The 15,386-nt window shown below is 62.1% G+C and carries 15 protein-coding genes and 2 pseudogenes; 8 read left to right on the plus strand and 9 right to left on the minus strand.

Annotated elements, in window-relative coordinates; genetic code table 11:
- Positions 1-16: 16 nt before the first annotated feature.
- The gene (locus HGO92_RS02820; protein ID WP_169990812.1) at positions 17-205 is read left to right on the plus strand and encodes a hypothetical protein; all 189 of its coding nucleotides are present in this window, start codon (positions 17-19) and stop codon (positions 203-205) included.
- On the opposite strand, the pseudogene HGO92_RS02825 reads toward HGO92_RS02820, so the two are convergent.
- Both HGO92_RS02825 and HGO92_RS02830 read right to left on the minus strand, forming a co-directional pair.
- Positions 159-440: pseudogene (locus HGO92_RS02825) on the minus strand (leucine zipper domain-containing protein); the annotation flags it as partial. The gene HGO92_RS02820 and the pseudogene HGO92_RS02825 sit on opposite strands and share 47 nt — an antisense overlap.
- A 184-nt stretch (positions 441-624) precedes the next feature.
- The gene (locus tag HGO92_RS02830) at positions 625-936 is read right to left on the minus strand and encodes a DEAD/DEAH box helicase family protein (protein ID WP_169991639.1); all 312 of its coding nucleotides are present in this window, start codon (positions 934-936) and stop codon (positions 625-627) included.
- A gap of 245 nt (positions 937-1,181) precedes the next feature.
- Between HGO92_RS02830 and HGO92_RS02835 the strand changes: the two genes are divergently transcribed.
- On the plus strand, positions 1,182-1,778 hold the full coding sequence (locus HGO92_RS02835; protein ID WP_169991641.1) for a sce7726 family protein: 597 nt from the start codon (positions 1,182-1,184) through the stop codon (positions 1,776-1,778).
- Here HGO92_RS02835 and HGO92_RS02840 read toward each other — a convergent pair.
- The gene (locus tag HGO92_RS02840) at positions 1,720-2,856 is read right to left on the minus strand and encodes a beta family protein (RefSeq protein WP_346768823.1); all 1,137 of its coding nucleotides are present in this window, start codon (positions 2,854-2,856) and stop codon (positions 1,720-1,722) included. The two genes, HGO92_RS02835 and HGO92_RS02840, sit on opposite strands and share 59 nt — an antisense overlap.
- A 219-nt stretch (positions 2,857-3,075) precedes the next feature.
- The gene (locus HGO92_RS02845; protein ID WP_169991643.1) at positions 3,076-3,456 is read right to left on the minus strand and encodes a VOC family protein; all 381 of its coding nucleotides are present in this window, start codon (positions 3,454-3,456) and stop codon (positions 3,076-3,078) included.
- Between the two features lie 110 nt (positions 3,457-3,566).
- Here HGO92_RS02845 and HGO92_RS02850 point away from each other — a divergent pair, with 110 nt between their 5' ends.
- The gene (locus tag HGO92_RS02850) at positions 3,567-4,973 is read left to right on the plus strand and encodes a DHA2 family efflux MFS transporter permease subunit (protein WP_440915750.1); all 1,407 of its coding nucleotides are present in this window, start codon (positions 3,567-3,569) and stop codon (positions 4,971-4,973) included.
- A 4-nt stretch (positions 4,974-4,977) separates the two neighbouring features.
- Here HGO92_RS02850 and HGO92_RS02855 read toward each other — a convergent pair whose 3' ends face one another.
- A complete protein-coding gene (locus HGO92_RS02855; RefSeq protein WP_169991645.1) occupies positions 4,978-5,127 on the minus strand; it encodes a hypothetical protein in 150 nt (49 codons plus the stop codon).
- Positions 5,128-5,289: 162 nt separating this feature from the next.
- Positions 5,290-5,633 (minus strand): annotated as a pseudogene (locus tag HGO92_RS02860) (integrase core domain-containing protein); the annotation flags it as partial.
- A 387-nt stretch (positions 5,634-6,020) separates the two neighbouring features.
- Between HGO92_RS02860 and HGO92_RS02865 the strand changes: the two are divergent.
- Together HGO92_RS02865 and HGO92_RS02870 are read left to right on the plus strand one after the other, a co-directional pair.
- Positions 6,021-6,857: an Ltp family lipoprotein gene (locus HGO92_RS02865; protein WP_440915751.1), complete on the plus strand. Its 837-nt coding sequence runs from the start codon at positions 6,021-6,023 to the stop codon at positions 6,855-6,857.
- 558 nt (positions 6,858-7,415) lie between these two features.
- Positions 7,416-7,685: a type II toxin-antitoxin system Phd/YefM family antitoxin gene (locus HGO92_RS02870; RefSeq protein ID WP_169991647.1), complete on the plus strand. Its 270-nt coding sequence runs from the start codon at positions 7,416-7,418 to the stop codon at positions 7,683-7,685.
- Positions 7,686-7,894: 209 nt separating this feature from the next.
- On the opposite strand, the gene allB is transcribed toward HGO92_RS02870, so the two are convergent.
- Genes allB through HGO92_RS02885 form a run of 3 tightly spaced genes read right to left on the minus strand, consistent with a single transcriptional unit; the run spans position 7,895 to position 11,590 of the window.
- The gene (allB, locus tag HGO92_RS02875; protein ID WP_169991649.1) at positions 7,895-9,277 is read right to left on the minus strand and encodes an allantoinase AllB; all 1,383 of its coding nucleotides are present in this window, start codon (positions 9,275-9,277) and stop codon (positions 7,895-7,897) included.
- Positions 9,278-9,313: 36 nt separating this feature from the next.
- Entirely contained in the window at positions 9,314-10,060 is a 747-nt protein-coding gene (locus HGO92_RS02880; RefSeq protein WP_169991652.1) for an aspartate/glutamate racemase family protein, read from the minus strand.
- Between the two features lie 45 nt (positions 10,061-10,105).
- The gene (locus HGO92_RS02885; RefSeq protein ID WP_169991654.1) at positions 10,106-11,590 is read right to left on the minus strand and encodes an NCS1 family nucleobase:cation symporter-1; all 1,485 of its coding nucleotides are present in this window, start codon (positions 11,588-11,590) and stop codon (positions 10,106-10,108) included.
- Positions 11,591-12,061: 471 nt separating this feature from the next.
- On the opposite strand from HGO92_RS02885, the gene HGO92_RS02890 reads away from it, so the two are divergent.
- The 3 genes from HGO92_RS02890 to HGO92_RS02900 all read left to right on the plus strand — a co-directional run bounded on the left by HGO92_RS02890 (position 12,062) and on the right by HGO92_RS02900 (position 15,260).
- Positions 12,062-12,745 carry a GntR family transcriptional regulator gene (locus tag HGO92_RS02890; RefSeq protein ID WP_169991656.1) on the plus strand — a complete coding sequence of 228 codons (684 nt, stop codon included), beginning with the start codon at positions 12,062-12,064 and terminating at the stop codon, positions 12,743-12,745.
- Between the two features lie 176 nt (positions 12,746-12,921).
- Positions 12,922-13,797, plus strand: coding sequence for a fumarylacetoacetate hydrolase family protein (locus HGO92_RS02895; RefSeq protein ID WP_169991658.1), 876 nt, complete (start codon positions 12,922-12,924; stop codon positions 13,795-13,797).
- A 119-nt stretch (positions 13,798-13,916) separates the two neighbouring features.
- A complete protein-coding gene (locus tag HGO92_RS02900; protein WP_169991660.1) occupies positions 13,917-15,260 on the plus strand; it encodes a GntP family permease in 1,344 nt (447 codons plus the stop codon).
- Positions 15,261-15,386: the final 126 nt, after the last annotated feature.

Here is a 15,386-nt window from a genome sequence, read left to right on the forward strand (position 1 = left end):
CGAAAGCGAGGCAGGAATGAACAAGCGTTCCCGCACGGAGCGCAAGGCAGCCGTCAACCTCGATCCTGCGCTCCGTCCCGTGCTGTGGGTCGCGATCCTGGCCTCCTTCGTGGCATTCCTGGACGGCGCGATTATCAACGTTGCGCTGCCCGCGATGAGTAGCCGATCCGGTCCGGACCCCAACGCAGGCTCACACGGCGGCTGATGATCCGGCGTTCCCGTTTCATGGTTACCCGGTTCGGTGACCGGTACGGGCGGCTGGAACGGTCGGTCATGCCGGCTTCGCCATGGTCACGGTAGCGGCTGGCCCAACGGGCTGCAGTGGTCACGGCAACTTGGAATCTTTCCGCGGCGCGTTGCAGCGTCCAACCCTCGTCGACCACGCATTTGGCCAGTTGGAGACGTCCCTTGGGAGCGAGAATGGCGTTAGGGTGGGACATGAAGACCTCCGTTTGTGGAACTGGACTCTCGACAAGCCCCACTCCACCCGGAGGTCTACTTCATGTCACCCTGCCAGGCCGAATATCACTAACGTCCGCCGATCGAATACATGCCCCACAGGTCCTTTGGGGACCTCTGGGGCGTGTTGCATTCCTCTGTATCACCCCAAGGCAGCAGGTGTCGCTAGGTCGCCCCGTGACCCTTCTTTTTGATTTCCCCCAGCCTTTTCCTAATCTTCGATGCTGTTTGACTTGCAAGTCGAACATTCTCAAGCTGAATCGCAGTAAGAGGCTTCGGGCTTTCAGCGTCGTCGACCGTCGGAGGGGCCATGCCCTTGGCCTCACCAACCTGTCCGCTCAGTTCAGTAATTAACCGGCATAGCCTCTTGTCGGAAAGTTCGCCCCTTATTTCCTTCATTGCTTCGATCGCAACGCCAATGGCTGGAGTCCAGAGGCGTTGAGCGGCAGAAGAACTTTGTTCTGCTTCAGCCAACACCTCAGACACCTCCTTCAGTGGTGCTCCCAATCCTCGGCTTTGCTCTGCACGACGGCGCCAAACTTTCGGCCGCGCCGTGAAAAAGAAGCACGCGGTAGTCACAACATACCCAAACAGAGCCATAACTCGCGCCCAAAGGTCCACGGTTGCGGTGGCCTGCGTCTCGGCTGGCGCGGCCGAAAGCAAATGGCAACAGGCATCGACTATCAAACGACCATCACCCCTGGAGGACTAACATAGTGAACATGCGAGACATTGAGATCCGCTCGGCGCTCATTGATCAGCTTCGTAGCGAACATCCAGACCCTGTTGACAACCGAGTCTGGTCCGAGCTGTCTTTGTGTCTCGGAGCCTCTCGAGTGGACGTCTGCCTCATTAATGGCGCCCTTACCGGCTTCGAGATTAAGTCGCCGAGAGACAACTTGACGCGTCTGCCTAGCCAGATCGAACACTACAATTTGGTACTGGACTTCGCATCCATAGTTTCTACTGAAAAGCATGCGAACAAGGCGATGGGCGCTGTTCCCGAATGGTGGGGCGTAATGTGCGCCACTCAAGACGCGGACTCCAGGGTGCGGCTCCACTGGGAGCGCGAGCCCCAGCACAACCCGAAGATCGACCCCCTGGCAGTTGCACAGTTGCTTTGGCGAGACGAAGCATTCGAAGAGCTTAGCGAGAGAGGTCTTCACAAGGGACTCTCAAAAGCTACCAGATGGGTACTGTGGGACCGCCTGGTGGAGATGCTTCCGTTAGACGAGTTGCAGGCAGCGGTTCGCGCTCGACTCAAGGCGCGCCCGTCTCGGACAACCGACGAGATACATAGGCCATGTGGTGTGAAGTAGCGATTGCTCGCCACGTCGACGCGTTTCCGGGTCCTACAGGCGACGATGGTGCAAGCCGTTCAAGCTCCGGCAAGGGATTTACCGCCTGACGCGCCGCCTGATGAATTCGTTCGTCCCCCCAGGAGACATCGTAGTCGGGGGCCGATCTTCCAGCCTGTCGCAGGACTTCGGCGCATATATCGAAGAATTGAGCATGTCCACGCCGATCCTGTCGGCGCCCCTTCGCTACGAGCCACCTATCCTCTAGGGTGTACCGCAATTGCGGAGCAGCCGCGAATGGAACTCCTACGGGAATCAATGGATGCGTAACGGCATAGTCTCCGAAGTGAATCTGAGTTCCGATTTTGAACGTTTGAAGGCTATGCCATAGGCGCAAGTCAAAGCGCTCGAGTTCTGCCACCTTATTTGGTGAGACTTCCGAGAGGTTGACGGGGAATGCGCCACTGGCCACAACGATCGATCGCCAAGTTCCGTCCGCCAACTGAGGTAGAACGAATCTTGCCAGCCGCGCCGCCATAGCGGCGGTAGCGTCGTCATTTACCGCCCCGAAGTCCAGGATGATGTCCAGTTTTCTTGGATGAATTCGAATATTGTCGGCGACCCTAAGCGCAAGGTCTCCTAGGGGTGTCGCCGTGTCGTCTAAATCCTCCGCCGTTATCCGGATTGCGCCTCGCTCCATGGGCGACTCGTAGTGAATGTCAGCAAGGCGCCGTGTATATGCGTCTCCGGCGGACACCCGAACGACCGGCGCCACGTTTACAAGCTCTCGACGCAATTGACGCAACATCTCCGACAGGACGGGGGTGCGAGCTGATGATTCCCAACCGTTCTCTGGGTCCCTCTCAGCGGAAGCGGCATCGAGCAGCATGGTTGCACGTTTGCCCGCCCAGGACTTTCCAATTCTGGAGACGGCCTTCCTGATTTCTCCGCCATCATCCCCATCGATGTCGTCGTCCCGCTCCCATGGGACGACCTCCACGAGGGGGGTAGTGTTTGGGAAGTCGGAATCCCTCCAAGACTGAAGAGCACTAAGTTCGCCTTGCTTCGCCTTTAGAATCGGAACATACTGCAGTGACACATCTACCCCCGTGATTACGATTACAGTCGTGCCTCAACCCTATATTCGATTTCGATATGACCAAGCAGCGGCACCATGTGTGTCCATTCAGCCTCGTCTCAGCTTGGGGTATCCGCGACCTTCCGGTAGAGGCCGGATAGGCCAACGAGTAGGCACCCAGCTGGTCTGGAGGCTGGAAAGTACTCCTGACTTTGGCCAGTACAACGGCATCCCCTTTCCTCAGTCCGGGCGGACGACAGTGAGGCAGAAGGGGTGGCCGACGGGATCGACGAGCACGCGCCACTGGTCCGGTGCGGGCTGGTGCTCCGCCTCCGTGGCGCCCAGCGTGAGGGCACTCGCGACAGCCGGCTCCAGCTCGCTGACGGCAACATCCAGGTGGAATTGCTGATGCTGCGGACCTTCCGGCCAGGAAGGCGGGACATAGCTGTCCACCCGCATCAGCGTGAGCATGGGCCCTGCTCCAGAGAGTGCAACGACGCCGCGATCCGGAGTGGCGAATGCTTCCTCAAGGCCCAGGAGTCGGGAGTAGAAGGCTGCGAGTTGATCGGTATCCGGGCAGTCGAGCGAGATTGATGCAAGTTGTCCTACGCGTTCTGTCATGACGACAAGTTAGCAGGTTGGGTTCGCGAACCCTCGCTAGAGTTGGAGCAGCGCTTTGCCGCGGCATTTTGGCCGACGGCTCCGGTAAAGGGTCCGAAAGCGAGGCAGGAATGAACAAGCGTTCCCGCATGGGGCGCAAGGAAGCCGTCCGCCTCGATCCCGCGCTCCGTCCGGTGCTGTGGGTCGCGATCCTAGCCTCGTTCGTGGCATTCCTGGACGGCGCGATTATCAACGTTGCGCTGCCCGCGATGACGGACGATCTGGGCGGTGGACTGGCGCTGCAGCAGTGGGTTGTTGATGCCTACCTTCTGACCCTCGGCGCCCTCATCCTCATTGCAGGCTCCTTGTCCGACGGGTTCGGCAGGGTCCGCATACTCCGGCTGGGCCTGGTCCTGTTCGGCCTGGCATCCCTAGCCTGCGCGCTGGCGCCGACCGGCGGCGTGCTGATTGCAGCACGTGCCGTCCAAGGTCTCGGCGGCGCCCTGCTTGTGCCCAGTTCCCTGGCGCTGATCATGTCCTCCTACAGGGATGCAGCCCAGGGCCGAGCCATCGGGTTATGGGCCGGCTGGACAGGTACCTCCGCCATCGCGGGGCCATTGCTCGGCGGTCTCCTGGTTGACCTGTTGAATTGGCGCTGGATATTTGCCATCAACGTGCTCCCCATTGCCGTCACCCTAGTAATACTCAGGAGGCTCGAGGGACAGCCTTCTGCACAAAGCCGGCCGCTGGATGTGGTTGGTGCCGTGCTGGCCGCAGTCGGCTTGGGTGGAACGGTCTTCGCGCTGATCGAGCAGCAACGGCTTGGCTGGAGCCATCCCGGTGTCGTTGGTTCCCTGGCCGGTGGAGTGGTGTCCTTCGCAGTCTTCCTCTGGTGGGAAAACCGCACCGCGCATCCGATGATGCCGCTGCGGTTGTTCCGGATGCGCAATTTCGGCATCGGCAACATCGCCACGGCGTTCATCTACGCCGCGTTGTCGTTGGGCATGCTGGTGCTAGTCCTGTTCCTTCAGCAGGTCGCCGGGTTCTCCGCAACCCAAGCCGGTCTGGCTACCATCCCCGTTGCCATATTGATGCTGCTGTTATCCGGCACCTTCGGTGGGCTGGCGGGGAGGTTCGGTCCGCGTATTTTTATGGCGGTGGGTCCCCTGGTGGTCGGTACCGGCTATTTGATGATGACTGCCGTGCGAATCCCGGTGGACTTCTGGACACAACTGCTGCCCGGTCTGCTCGTTTGCGGGCTGGGCCTTGCCATTACGGTTGCCCCGCTGACCTCCGCCATTCTCTCCGCTGTAGGTTCTGGCGAGAGCGGAATCGGATCCGCCATCAACAACGCAGTGTCACGCATCGCCGGGCTGATTGCCGTGGCATTCGCCGGCGTCATTCTCGGCGCCGTGCTCGACGGCGACGGCTTCCGCCGGGTACTCGTGGTCGTCGCTATCCTCGCCATCGCCGGAGGCCTCGTCTCGGCTTGGGGCATCCGCAACCGTCCGGCAGAGGCCGGATCGGTCAACGAGTAGGCATTTAGTCCGTCTCGGGGCCGTTGCAGTAGAGGCAAGTGGAGTCTTCGCAGGTTGCGTCGTACGGGCCGATGGCGTCCGCGTTGAAGAACCGGGCCGGACCGTTGCCGGCTGCCGAAGTGGTGGTCAGAGTACTCGCCGTTGAGTTGCTCATGTGGGTGCCTTTCTAGGCTTTTGATTTGGTGCTTCCATAGTCCAGCATGCCGGTGACTTCGCATCAGGTACAGCGACTGTTTTCGACGAGTACCGGTTAGGAAACCTGAACGGTGGGATGCCGGAGGCGGGACTGATTGGGCCCGCTTTAGCAGTCCAGCAGCTACGCGATAGCTAATTGGTGGTCTGCGGTCCACTGATTCCAGTAGTTGGATGGCGTCATTCCGTCCAGGGATCCGTGGGGCCATTCACGTTGTAGATGTCGTTCCATTCGTCGGTCAAGCACTTGGCTTCGGCCACGGTGTCCATGATTTCTCCGGAGAGTTGTTCCCTTCGGAATTGGGCGATGAATGATTCGATGAACCCGTTCTCCCAGGGCGATCCCGGGTCGATGAATGCGGTCTTCACACCGGCGGTGTCGGAGGCCTTGCACGAACGCTGCGGTGCGGTGGCCAGCGCCGTGAAGCAGGCCGTGTTGAACCGGTTGTAACTGCTCAGTTGTCTGCCCTGCATTGCGTCTCTCCGGCCAGGCGCCGGTATTACGGATGGTAAGCAGCGTCGACGCCTGAAAAGTCACTTCCAATTTGATTGATTTGCATACATGTATCGATTAAGCTGTAGCAGACGTTTGCGGGCATCTGCGCCCGTGTCGCTATTGGGGGAAGCGATTTTGTTTTTAATTGTCTGCTGGCGCAATCAACCGCCTTTGCGGCCCGCGCTCCATGCTGAGTTCCCTCTATGCGCGTCCATCACCGCACCCACCTCGCACACTTCGCATCGCACGTCGGTCAAGTGTCCTATGGAAGGACTCTCATGAGCCAAAGCCCCTACACCGCGCCATATCCTCCAACCCACGGCTATGGACAGCCGCAGCTGAGCAATAAATCGTTCCTTGTGACATGGTTGCTCTCCCTCCTCCTCGGCGTTTTGGGCGTGGACCGGTTCTATCTGGGCAAAATCGGAACCGGCGTCCTCAAGCTGGTCACCTTCGGTGGTCTGGGCATATGGGCCCTCGTCGACCTTATTCTCGTTCTGGCGAACAAGACCCGGGATAAGCGGGGTCTTCCGCTGGAGGGTTACGACAAGCACAAGAAAATCGCTTGGATCGTCACAGGTGTTTTCATCCTCCTGAGCATCATTTTCAACGCCACCCGCGGCGAGTCGACCCCCGCAACGTCCGTCTCGGCCGTTTCCGCGCCGGAAAGCTCCGCTGTTGCTACCGAGGCAGAGCCAACAGAGGATCCTGCCGCTGCTGACGCTCAAGCAGTCGCCGAGGCTGAGGCCGCTGCGGAGGCGGAAGCTGAAGAAGAGGCCGCCGCAAAGGCTGAAGCTGAAGAGGACGCCGCCGCTAAGGCTGAAGCTGATGCTGCTGCCAAGGAGAAAGCTGAGGCGGATGCTGCCGCCAAGGCTGAAGCTGATGCTGCTGCCAAGGCCAATGCTGGGACAATCAGTCAGCAGAATGCTCTGGGGAAAGCTGCTGACTACCTCGACTACACCGCCTTCTCGCGCACCGGTCTGATCGGTCAACTGGAGTTCGAGGAGTTTTCGACCGAGGATGCGACTTGGGCCGTAGACCGCGTGACAGTCGACTGGAACGAGCAGGCAGCCAACAAAGCCAAGGACTATCTCGACTACACCTCCTTCTCTCGCGGCGGGCTCTACGACCAGCTGATCTTCGAGGGCTTCACCCCGGAGCAGGCCGAGTACGGAGTGAGCCAGACGGGTCTATAGCGCTTTGTATCAGCTCTCCTGGTGGTGTCGAGGCCGACGCTCGCTGGAGCTGAGCGACTGTGATACACCGAGCCATCCACACCGCGACCGTTCTGGGGAGAAACGTCATCGGCCAGGCCGCCGCGATCATCGAGTTGATCCGGCGGCCTCGCCGTTTAACCAGCACCGACTGGTCGTCGCACTCCAATGCTGCAGATTCGGGCCTTTGTGCGGACGTTACGCGACGTCGAAGGCCACGGGAGACCTGGTCTCGGCCTTCCGGGCCGATGTAGTGTTTCTCGATCGTAAGGATCAGGCGACGTTTGCCAGTGAAGTCATTGACATGACACGAGGCTGCGCGTCCGTCGGCCGCTATGACCGCCTTGTCATCCTGGTTAGTTCCTGGAAGGCCACGGCCGAGGCTGTAGCTGATGGGTATAGCGCCGACGGTAAAGATTTGATCTGATTGGAAGAGCCGATCAACGTCGAGCGTCCTTAGACGCCAACTTCCCAGCCTGAAGGACCGAGAATTCATCCATGCTCAACCCGCACAGGGCGCCAGCGAAGGAGGCGTCAATCATGACTACCATTCCCCATCGTCAGCTCCGCAACGAGAGCCGCAAAATCCTTAAGCGCGTCAGAAGCGGGGAGATCATCGGCGTGACAATCAAGGGCGAGGTGGCGGCGACGCTTATCCCGCCGTCGTCGTCACCCTTTGAACGGTTGCTGCTCGGGGGCGCCGTTCGTCCTGCCGCGTCTGCGGGACCGGTGGACTACAGCCTGCTTGCCAGAACTCGGCTGGATGAAAACAGCGAGGACATCCTCGACGATCTGCGCGGGGACCGCTGATCCTTTCGCCGGGGCGGCCGCAGGATCAGTCCGTCTCCGGGCCGTTGCAGTAGAGGCAAGTGGAATCTTCGCAGCTCGCAGTGCCGTCGTCGCCGACTGCAAACGTGTTGATCAGAGTACTCGCCGTGGAGCTGCTCATGGACTTGCTGCCTTTCGTGGTGGGGCGGCTGCTGCACTTCGCTATGCAGCAACCGCCCCTGTTGGTTGGGTCAGGCTATGCCGCGGCGGAGCAACTGTCCGGCCGGGGTCTGGCTGTCGATCTGCTGTCCGCGCAGGTAGGTCTTGCGGACCACGCCGGAGAGCGGCTTCTGCGCGTAGGCGGTGATCGGGTTCTTATGGTGGAGCTTGGCCGGATCCACTACGTAGGACTCGTCCGGCGCAAAGATAGACAGGTCGGCGTCGTACCCTAGCGCGAGCTTGCCCTTGGAGTTCAGCCCTGCCAGCGCGGCCGGCTTGGTGGACATCCAGTCGATGACCTTGTCCAGGGTGATGCCGCGGCGGCGGGCCTCGGTCCAGATCAGCGACAGGCCGAGCTGGAGCGATGAGACACCGCCCCAGGCGACGGCGAAGTCACCGTTCTCCAGGTCCTTCAGGTCCAGGGTGCTGGGCGAGTGGTCCGAGACGATGCAGTCGATTGTCCCATCCAGCAGGCCTTCCCACAGCAGTTCGCGGTTGCCGGCCTCGCGGATGGGCGGGCAGCACTTGTACGCGGTGGCGCCGTTCGGGATTTCCTCGGCGATGAGCGTGAGGTAGTGCGGGCAGGTCTCCGCGGTGATGCGGACGCCGTCGCGCTTTGCGGAAGCGATCATCGGCAGCGCGTCCGAGGAGGACAGGTGCAGCACGTGGGCGCGGGCGCCGGTCCAGCGGGCGCGCTCGATGACCTCGGCGATGGCGACGTTCTCGGCACCGCGCGGCCGGGAAGCCAGGAACTTGTCGTAGTGGTCGCCCTCGGCGGTGGGCGCGCGGTCGATGGCGCGCGAGTCCTCCGCGTGCACGATCATGATGGAGTCGAAGGTCTTCAGGACGGCCATGTCCGATTCCATCTCGTCCGCTTCCAGGTGCGGGAATTCGTCCACGCCGGAGTGGAGCAGGAAGCACTTGAAGCCAAAGACGCCCTCGTCATGCAGACCGCGAAGGTCGCCCTGGTTGCCGGGGATGGCCCCGCCCCAGAAGCCGACATCCACGAAGGCCTGCTCACGTGCCGCCGCCCGCTTCTGCTCGAGCGCGTCCACGTTGACGGTCGGCGGAATGGAGTTCAGCGGCATGTCGATGATGGTGGTGACGCCGCCGGCAGCAGCTGCACGCGTGGCGGAGGCGAAGCCTTCCCATTCGGTGCGGCCGGGTTCGTTGACGTGGACGTGGGTGTCGACGAGTCCCGGGAGCAGGACTTCCTCGGCGGAGAGCTCGATGACCTCCGCGCCTTCCAGGTTGTTGCCCAGGGGCTCGATGGCGACAATCTTTCCGTCCCGGATGCCGACTTCGCGGGCGACTTCGCCGGCGGTGGTCATGATCCGGTTGCCGCGGATGACCAGGTCATAGTCGGTGGCGGGTCCGGTGGGTGCGGAGGCTGGGCGGCTGATGGTTTCTGTCATGGTGGTTCTGCAATCCTGTGAGTAGTGGGTTTCTAATTAGGCTTGGCCGGCGAGCACCGGGACGGAGCTCAGCGGCCAGTTCTTGAAGGTTTTAGGCCGCGGGGGCGCATAGGTGCGGATTTTCGACGTCGTTAATCCCATCCGAACCAGGGATTCCGCGATCGTGACGGCGGCAGCAACGCCGTCGACAACGGGCACTCCGGTCCGCTCGATCACCCGCTCGGTGAGGCCGGCCATGCCGCCGCAGCCCAGGCAGATCACTTCCGCCTTGTCCTGGGCGACGGCGATGGCGGCTTCCGCGACGATGGCGTTGACGGCCGCGTCCGGATCTTCCTCCAGGCCCAGGACGGACATGCCGCTGGCGCGGACGGAGGCGCAGCGGGCGTCCAGTCCGGCGAGCTTGAGCCGGTCCTCGATGAGCGGGACGGTGCGGTCCAGGGTGGTCACCACGGAGTACTTGTGGCCGAGGAACTGCGCGGTGCTGGCGGCGGCTTCGGTGATATCCACGACCGGGACGTCCAGGATTTCCTGGAGCCCCTCGCGGCCGTGCTCGCCGTAGCCGGCCTGAATGACGGCGTCGAACGGCTCCGGGTAGTTGCGGACCGTTTCCATCACGGCGATGGCGGCCAGGTAGCTTTCATAGTTGCCCTCGACCGAGTCCGCGCCGAAGAGCGGAGTCAGCGCGACGATCTCGGTTCCCGGCGACGCCACGGCGGCCGCCTGCCGCCCGATGGCTTCGGTCATGGACTCGGTGGTGTTCACATTCACGACGAGGATGCGCACAGTAATTCTCCTGCTGGATAGGGATTGGTCGTTGGTAGTGAACGGTTAGTGAACGCTGGCGACGGCGAGTGCTTCGCCGTCGACGTCGCGGAAGCGTGCCTTGCGGTCGGCCACGATCAGGTAGAAGACCGCAGCCAGGCCGGCGCCGAAGAACCAGGAGAAACCGGCGACGGCGCTGAAGGCGGGAGCCAAGGCCAGGATGATCGCGATGACGGAGGCCGGAACCAGGGCGATGATGGCCCGCGGGTTGACGCCGCGCTTGTAGTGGTACTCGCCGTTGGCTGCCTCGGTGTACAGGTGCGGGACGTTGATCTGCGCCTTCCGGATGATCCAGTAGTCGGCCATGATGACGCCGAAGATCGGGCCGAGGATGGCGCCGAGGCCGCCCAGGAAGTACACGATCACTACCGGGTTGTTGTAGAGGTTCCAGGGCAGGATGACCAGGCCGATGACGGCGCTGACAATTGCGGCCGAGCGGAAGTTTAGGCGGCGCGGGAAGAGGTTGGTGAACATGTAGATCGGTGCCACGAAGTTGGCCATCAGGTTCACCGCGACGGTGAGCACCAGCAACGCGAGGCAGGCCAGCACCAGGAAGAACGTGTTGGGGATGGTCTGCACGATGTCGGACGGGCTCTCGATGATCTGCCCGTTGATCTTGAACTGCGCACCCGCAAGTACGACGACGATGGCGCCGAAGAAGAGCATGTTCAGCGGGATGCCGACGAAGTTGCCGCGGGTGATGGCCTTCTTGCTGGTGGCCGAGCGGGTGAAGTCGCAGAAGTTCAGGACGAACGTGCCGTAGATGGCGATCCAGAGGGCGCCGCCCACGAAGATCTGCCGCCACATCTCGCCGCCGGTCAGGCTCTCGTTGGTGGAGAGGGCGATGGAGCCGCCGGCCTCGATGAACATCCAGACCGCAATGGCCAGCATGGTGACGAGGATGACGGGGCCGGCGAAGGCCTCGTACTTGCGGATCATTTCCATGCCGAAGCTGACAATGATGACCTGCAGGATCCAGAGCGCCACGAAGGAGATCCAGCCCAGGGTGGACATGCCGAGGAAGTTGTTGGTGTCCAGCGGTGCCAGCCCGGGGAACATGGCCGTCAGCATCACCCGCAGGACCACGGAGGCCAGGTAGGTCTGGACGCCGAACCAGGCGATGGCCACGCCGCCACGGGCGACGGCGGCAAGCTGCGCGCCGTGGATGCCGAAGGCAATGCGGCTCATGACCGGGAAGGGAACACCGGTCTTCTCCCCCATGAAGCCGGAGAGGCTCAGGAGCAGGAAGAGCAGCACCGCGCCGACGAGGAACGCCAGCAGGATCTGCCACGCTCCCAACCCCAGGGCGAACAGCCCGATGGCGAAGGCGTAGTTGCCGAGGCTGTGGACGTCATTGGCCCACAAAGTGAAAATGTTGTAGGCCGACCACGTGCGGCCTGCCTTTTTGGTGGGTGCCAGATCCTCGTTGTAAAGGCGCGGGCTCAGGGGCAGTGCGGTCGACGTTGACCTCTGGTCCTGGAGTGCAGTCATTTCTACCTGTTTTCATATTGTGGAAAATTGTTTTCAGGAATTGAAACAAGGTTATGGGTGACACCAATCACAGTCAAGGAACCGGAGGACCCAGTCAATGCCCCGTCGGCGGGCTGACGCGGGATCACGGCGTTGGTATGCCAATAAAGCCCAAAATCGCCGCTGTTCAAGGCCAGGAAGCGGATTGAGCCCGCTGCCGGACAGGGGCACAGCGGTGGTGCGCACGACGGAAAGTGGGTCTCCGGACAGAAGGGAGCGACCGCCGTCGTTGTTCGCCTGATCGCTCCTCGGGGCCGCCGCTCGATGTGCACAGGAAGGCGCACGATTTTGTTTGACCCTGATCAGCGGCAGCACTATGATTTTGGGATCCCAACTCGGTATCCCAAAGGCTTTTCTGCGGCCAGCAGGTTGGATTCCTGCTCCAATCGCTTGGGCCCGCATTGCAGTTTTGGAGATCGGATGGAGAAAACGATGAGCCGCACAGATGGAGCCCCCGAAAAGGACAAACCGCTTCGGGATACTGTGCGCGATGCGATCCGTTCGAGGATTTTCGAAGGCCGCTATGTCCCCGGCACCCCGCTGGTGGAACGCGACCTCGCCGCGGAGTTCCACGTCTCCCGCCTTCCGGTCCGCGAGGCACTGCGGATGCTCCGCCAGGAAGGTCTGGTGAGCGACCGCGGGGCCCGCGGTGCGGAAGTGAGCAGCCTGAGCGAAAAGGACGTCGAAGACCTCTTTGCCGTCCGGCATTCCCTGGAAGTGCTGGCCTGCCGGCTCGCGGCGGTCCGTGCAACCCCCGAAGACCTGGACCGGCTGAAGGGCTATCTCGACGAAGCCGAACGCCATTTCGCCAAGGGTTCGCTGCTTGTAGCCCTCCGCACCAACAGCGGCTTCCATCAGGAAATAGCCCGGATTGCCGACAATGACTTCCTGCGGACCGCCTTGGAACCGCTGCAGGGGCGGATGAACTGGCTGCTCCGCTACGCCACCGACCTGCCCGAACTGATCGAGGAACACCGCGACCTCTGGGCAGCTATTGCCAGCGGCGATCCGGAGCAGGCAGGCGCGCAGTCCGCGCACCATGTCGAGAAATACCACGACCAGTTCCCCGACGATTACCGCAAGGCCCTGCAGGAACAGCAACGGCAGAACCCCTGAAGCTTCGGAAAACTTGACGCACCAGCCGTCGCTGGATAAAGTCGCTCTACCGTGTAGCGAGAATTAGTTTCCACATTATGAAATAGGAAACGCAGGCGGCTCAATGCTTGCCGACGGCATGCCGGCTCGGTTCGGTTGCCCGGCGCGGATCCCAGACCACAGCGAAAGGACCCCGCATGAAAGTTATGCGCATCGGCGAAGCCGGACAGGAAGTACCCATCTTCGTCTCCACGGAGGGGCAGGCATACGACCTGCGGCCGGTCACCGCCGATATCGACGTGGCATTCCTGGAAAGCTGGGCGCACCGGCTGGACGAGCTGCCGCTTGAGGCCTTGGCACCCTTTGACTCTGCCGGCCTGCGCATCGGCGCACCGATTGCCCGACCCGGCGCAGTGCTTGGCATCGGCCTGAACTATGCCGGCCACGCTGCCGAATCCGGCAACCCCATTCCCGAGCGGCCCATCGTCTTCTACAAGCACCCCAACACCGTGATCGGGCCAAACGACGACGTCGTCATCCCGCCCCGCGCCGAAAAGGTCGACTGGGAGGTGGAGCTGGGCGTGGTGATCGGCCGGCGCGCCAGCTACCTCGCTTCCCCGGCCGACGCGGCCGCCTGCATCGCCGGCTACGTGCTGGCCAACGACATCTCGGAGCGCGAGTTCCAACTGGAGCACTCGGGTGTGCAATGGACATTGGGCAAGTCCTGCCCCACGTTCACTCCCATCGGGCCGTGGCTTGTCCCCGCAGCTGAAGTCCACGCCGTGGCCGGTGATGCCAGCGTGCGCCTGCAGACCTGGGTCAACGGCAATCCGCGGCAGGACAGCTCTACTGCCGACATGGTTTTCGACGCCGCCGAGCTGGTGTACCGACTGTCCCAGTACATGGTGCTGGAGCCCGGAGACCTTATCAACACCGGCACTCCGGAAGGCGTCGCCATGTCCGGACGCTTCCCCTACCTTCAGGAGGGCGACACCCTAAAGCTTGCCGGTGGAATCCTGGGCGAGCAGGAGTCCAAAGTGCTCCAGCACCAATTGGTTGTGCCGAAGAACTAACTGCCTGAATTCCTTGACACTGTCGACCTCTGCGTATGAACTGAGGGCCAGAGTGTGGGGCCTACATGGCGACGGTGCCGGGTAGACCCCGCCATTCCGCGTAACGGCAGGAGCAGGCCATGATCGCCCTTCACACCGCGATAGCCATCATCGTCATCATCCTGCTCATCATCAAGGTCAAGGTGGACCCGGTGATCTCGCTGATCATCGGCTCGCTCTACCTCGGCCTCGCCACCGGCGTCGGTTTTACGGGGACAATCGTGGCGATCGCCACCGGTTTCGGCGAAATCATGGGCGAGGTCGGCCTGCTTATCGGTTTCGGGGTGCTCATCGGGGCGATGCTCCATGCGATCGGTGCCTTCGGCAAGATGGTGACGATGCTCGTCAACGGTGTCGGTGCACGCCGGCTCCCGTACGCGTTGACGGCGGCGATGTCGACCATCTTCCCCTCGATTTACGTGGACGTACAGGTTGTGCTGGCCTCTCCGGTGGCGCGCTCGAGCGGGCCCCTTATCGGCCGGACCGGTTTGCCGCACATGGCCGGTGCACTCGGGACCGGGATCTTCGCCGGCTACGTTTTCGTGATCCCGGGACTGGCCGCAGTCTCCATCGCGGGCCTGATGGACATTCCATTGGGTCTCTGGCTGGTCTACGGCCTCGTGCTCGGACCGTTGACCGCGATCGTGACGACCTTGATCTTCCAATGGCTCCTGCGCGGGCGCTACTGGAAGGCGGACAAGGACGAAGAAGTCGATGAGGCGATGGTCGAACTGGAGACCACCGAACTGGTCGAGAAGGACGCCAAAACTCCCCCGCTGTTCGTCTGCTTGCTACCCATTCTCGTGCCGCTGGTGATGATCGCCTTTGGCGCCTTCGCGCAACTGTTCGGGTTCTCCAACGACTTCATCGCTTTCCTCGGCGACGCCAACTTCGCGCTCTTCGTCGGCCTGCTCGGTGCCTACGTGCTTTGCAGGCGCACTCTGGGCTCGAAGGGCACAGAAACCGCAATGAGCGAAGGATTCCACACCACCGGTGAGATCCTGCTCATCACCGGCATCGGCGGGTCGCTGGGCGCCGTCATCGGGGAGACCGGGCTCGACACGATCCTGGCCGACCTCTTCACGGCCGACGCCGCGGCGCCGGTCATCCTCAGCATCTTGCTCGCCTGGGTCATCGCCGCAGTGCTGCACTTAGCAATCGGGTCCGTGTCAGTGGCTGCCATCGCGGCCGCCGGGATCATCGGCCCTGTACTCGGGTCGATCAGCGTCCCGCCGATCGTCATCGGCCTCGCCATTGCCTCGGGCGCGATGTTCGCTCTTCAGGTCAACAGCAACTTCTTCTGGATGTTCAAGTCGCTTCTCGGACTGTCCACTCAAGGAACGTTCAAGACGCTGACGATGGTCACCTCCATCGCCTCGGTAGTCTCGCTGCCGATGGTCATGGCGGTGGCGCTCATCGCCTAGATCCGGTGCGCCGGTTCACCCGGCAGCAGCGCCGCGATGGCATGGCCCGCGCCGGTGGGCTTTGCGAGCTGGAAGCCGGGTTCCGCCGTCGTTGTTCGCGTCCTTGCCGAGCACGGCGATCATTTC

Origin of the sequence: Crystallibacter degradans (genome assembly GCF_012952295.1) — a bacterium.
Classification (GTDB): Bacteria; Actinomycetota; Actinomycetes; order Actinomycetales; family Micrococcaceae; genus Crystallibacter; species Crystallibacter degradans.

What these genes read in the sequence shown, in the direction of transcription:
- HGO92_RS02820 (WP_169990812.1), top strand. Translation starts at nt 17, where the DNA reads ATGAACAAGCGTTCCCGCACGGAGCGCAAGGCAGCCGTCAACCTCGAT.
- HGO92_RS02835 (WP_169991641.1), top strand. Translation starts at nt 1,182, where the DNA reads ATGCGAGACATTGAGATCCGCTCGGCGCTCATTGATCAGCTTCGTAGC.
- HGO92_RS02845 (WP_169991643.1), bottom strand. Translation starts at nt 3,456, where the DNA reads ATGACAGAACGCGTAGGACAACTTGCATCAATCTCGCTCGACTGCCCG.
- HGO92_RS02850 (WP_440915750.1), top strand. Translation starts at nt 3,567, where the DNA reads ATGAACAAGCGTTCCCGCATGGGGCGCAAGGAAGCCGTCCGCCTCGAT.
- HGO92_RS02855 (WP_169991645.1), bottom strand. Translation starts at nt 5,127, where the DNA reads ATGAGCAACTCAACGGCGAGTACTCTGACCACCACTTCGGCAGCCGGC.
- HGO92_RS02870 (WP_169991647.1), top strand. Translation starts at nt 7,416, where the DNA reads ATGACTACCATTCCCCATCGTCAGCTCCGCAACGAGAGCCGCAAAATC.
- allB (WP_169991649.1), bottom strand. Translation starts at nt 9,277, where the DNA reads ATGACAGAAACCATCAGCCGCCCAGCCTCCGCACCCACCGGACCCGCC.
- HGO92_RS02885 (WP_169991654.1), bottom strand. Translation starts at nt 11,590, where the DNA reads ATGACTGCACTCCAGGACCAGAGGTCAACGTCGACCGCACTGCCCCTG.
- HGO92_RS02890 (WP_169991656.1), top strand. Translation starts at nt 12,062, where the DNA reads ATGAGCCGCACAGATGGAGCCCCCGAAAAGGACAAACCGCTTCGGGAT.
- HGO92_RS02895 (WP_169991658.1), top strand. Translation starts at nt 12,922, where the DNA reads ATGAAAGTTATGCGCATCGGCGAAGCCGGACAGGAAGTACCCATCTTC.
- HGO92_RS02900 (WP_169991660.1), top strand. Translation starts at nt 13,917, where the DNA reads ATGATCGCCCTTCACACCGCGATAGCCATCATCGTCATCATCCTGCTC.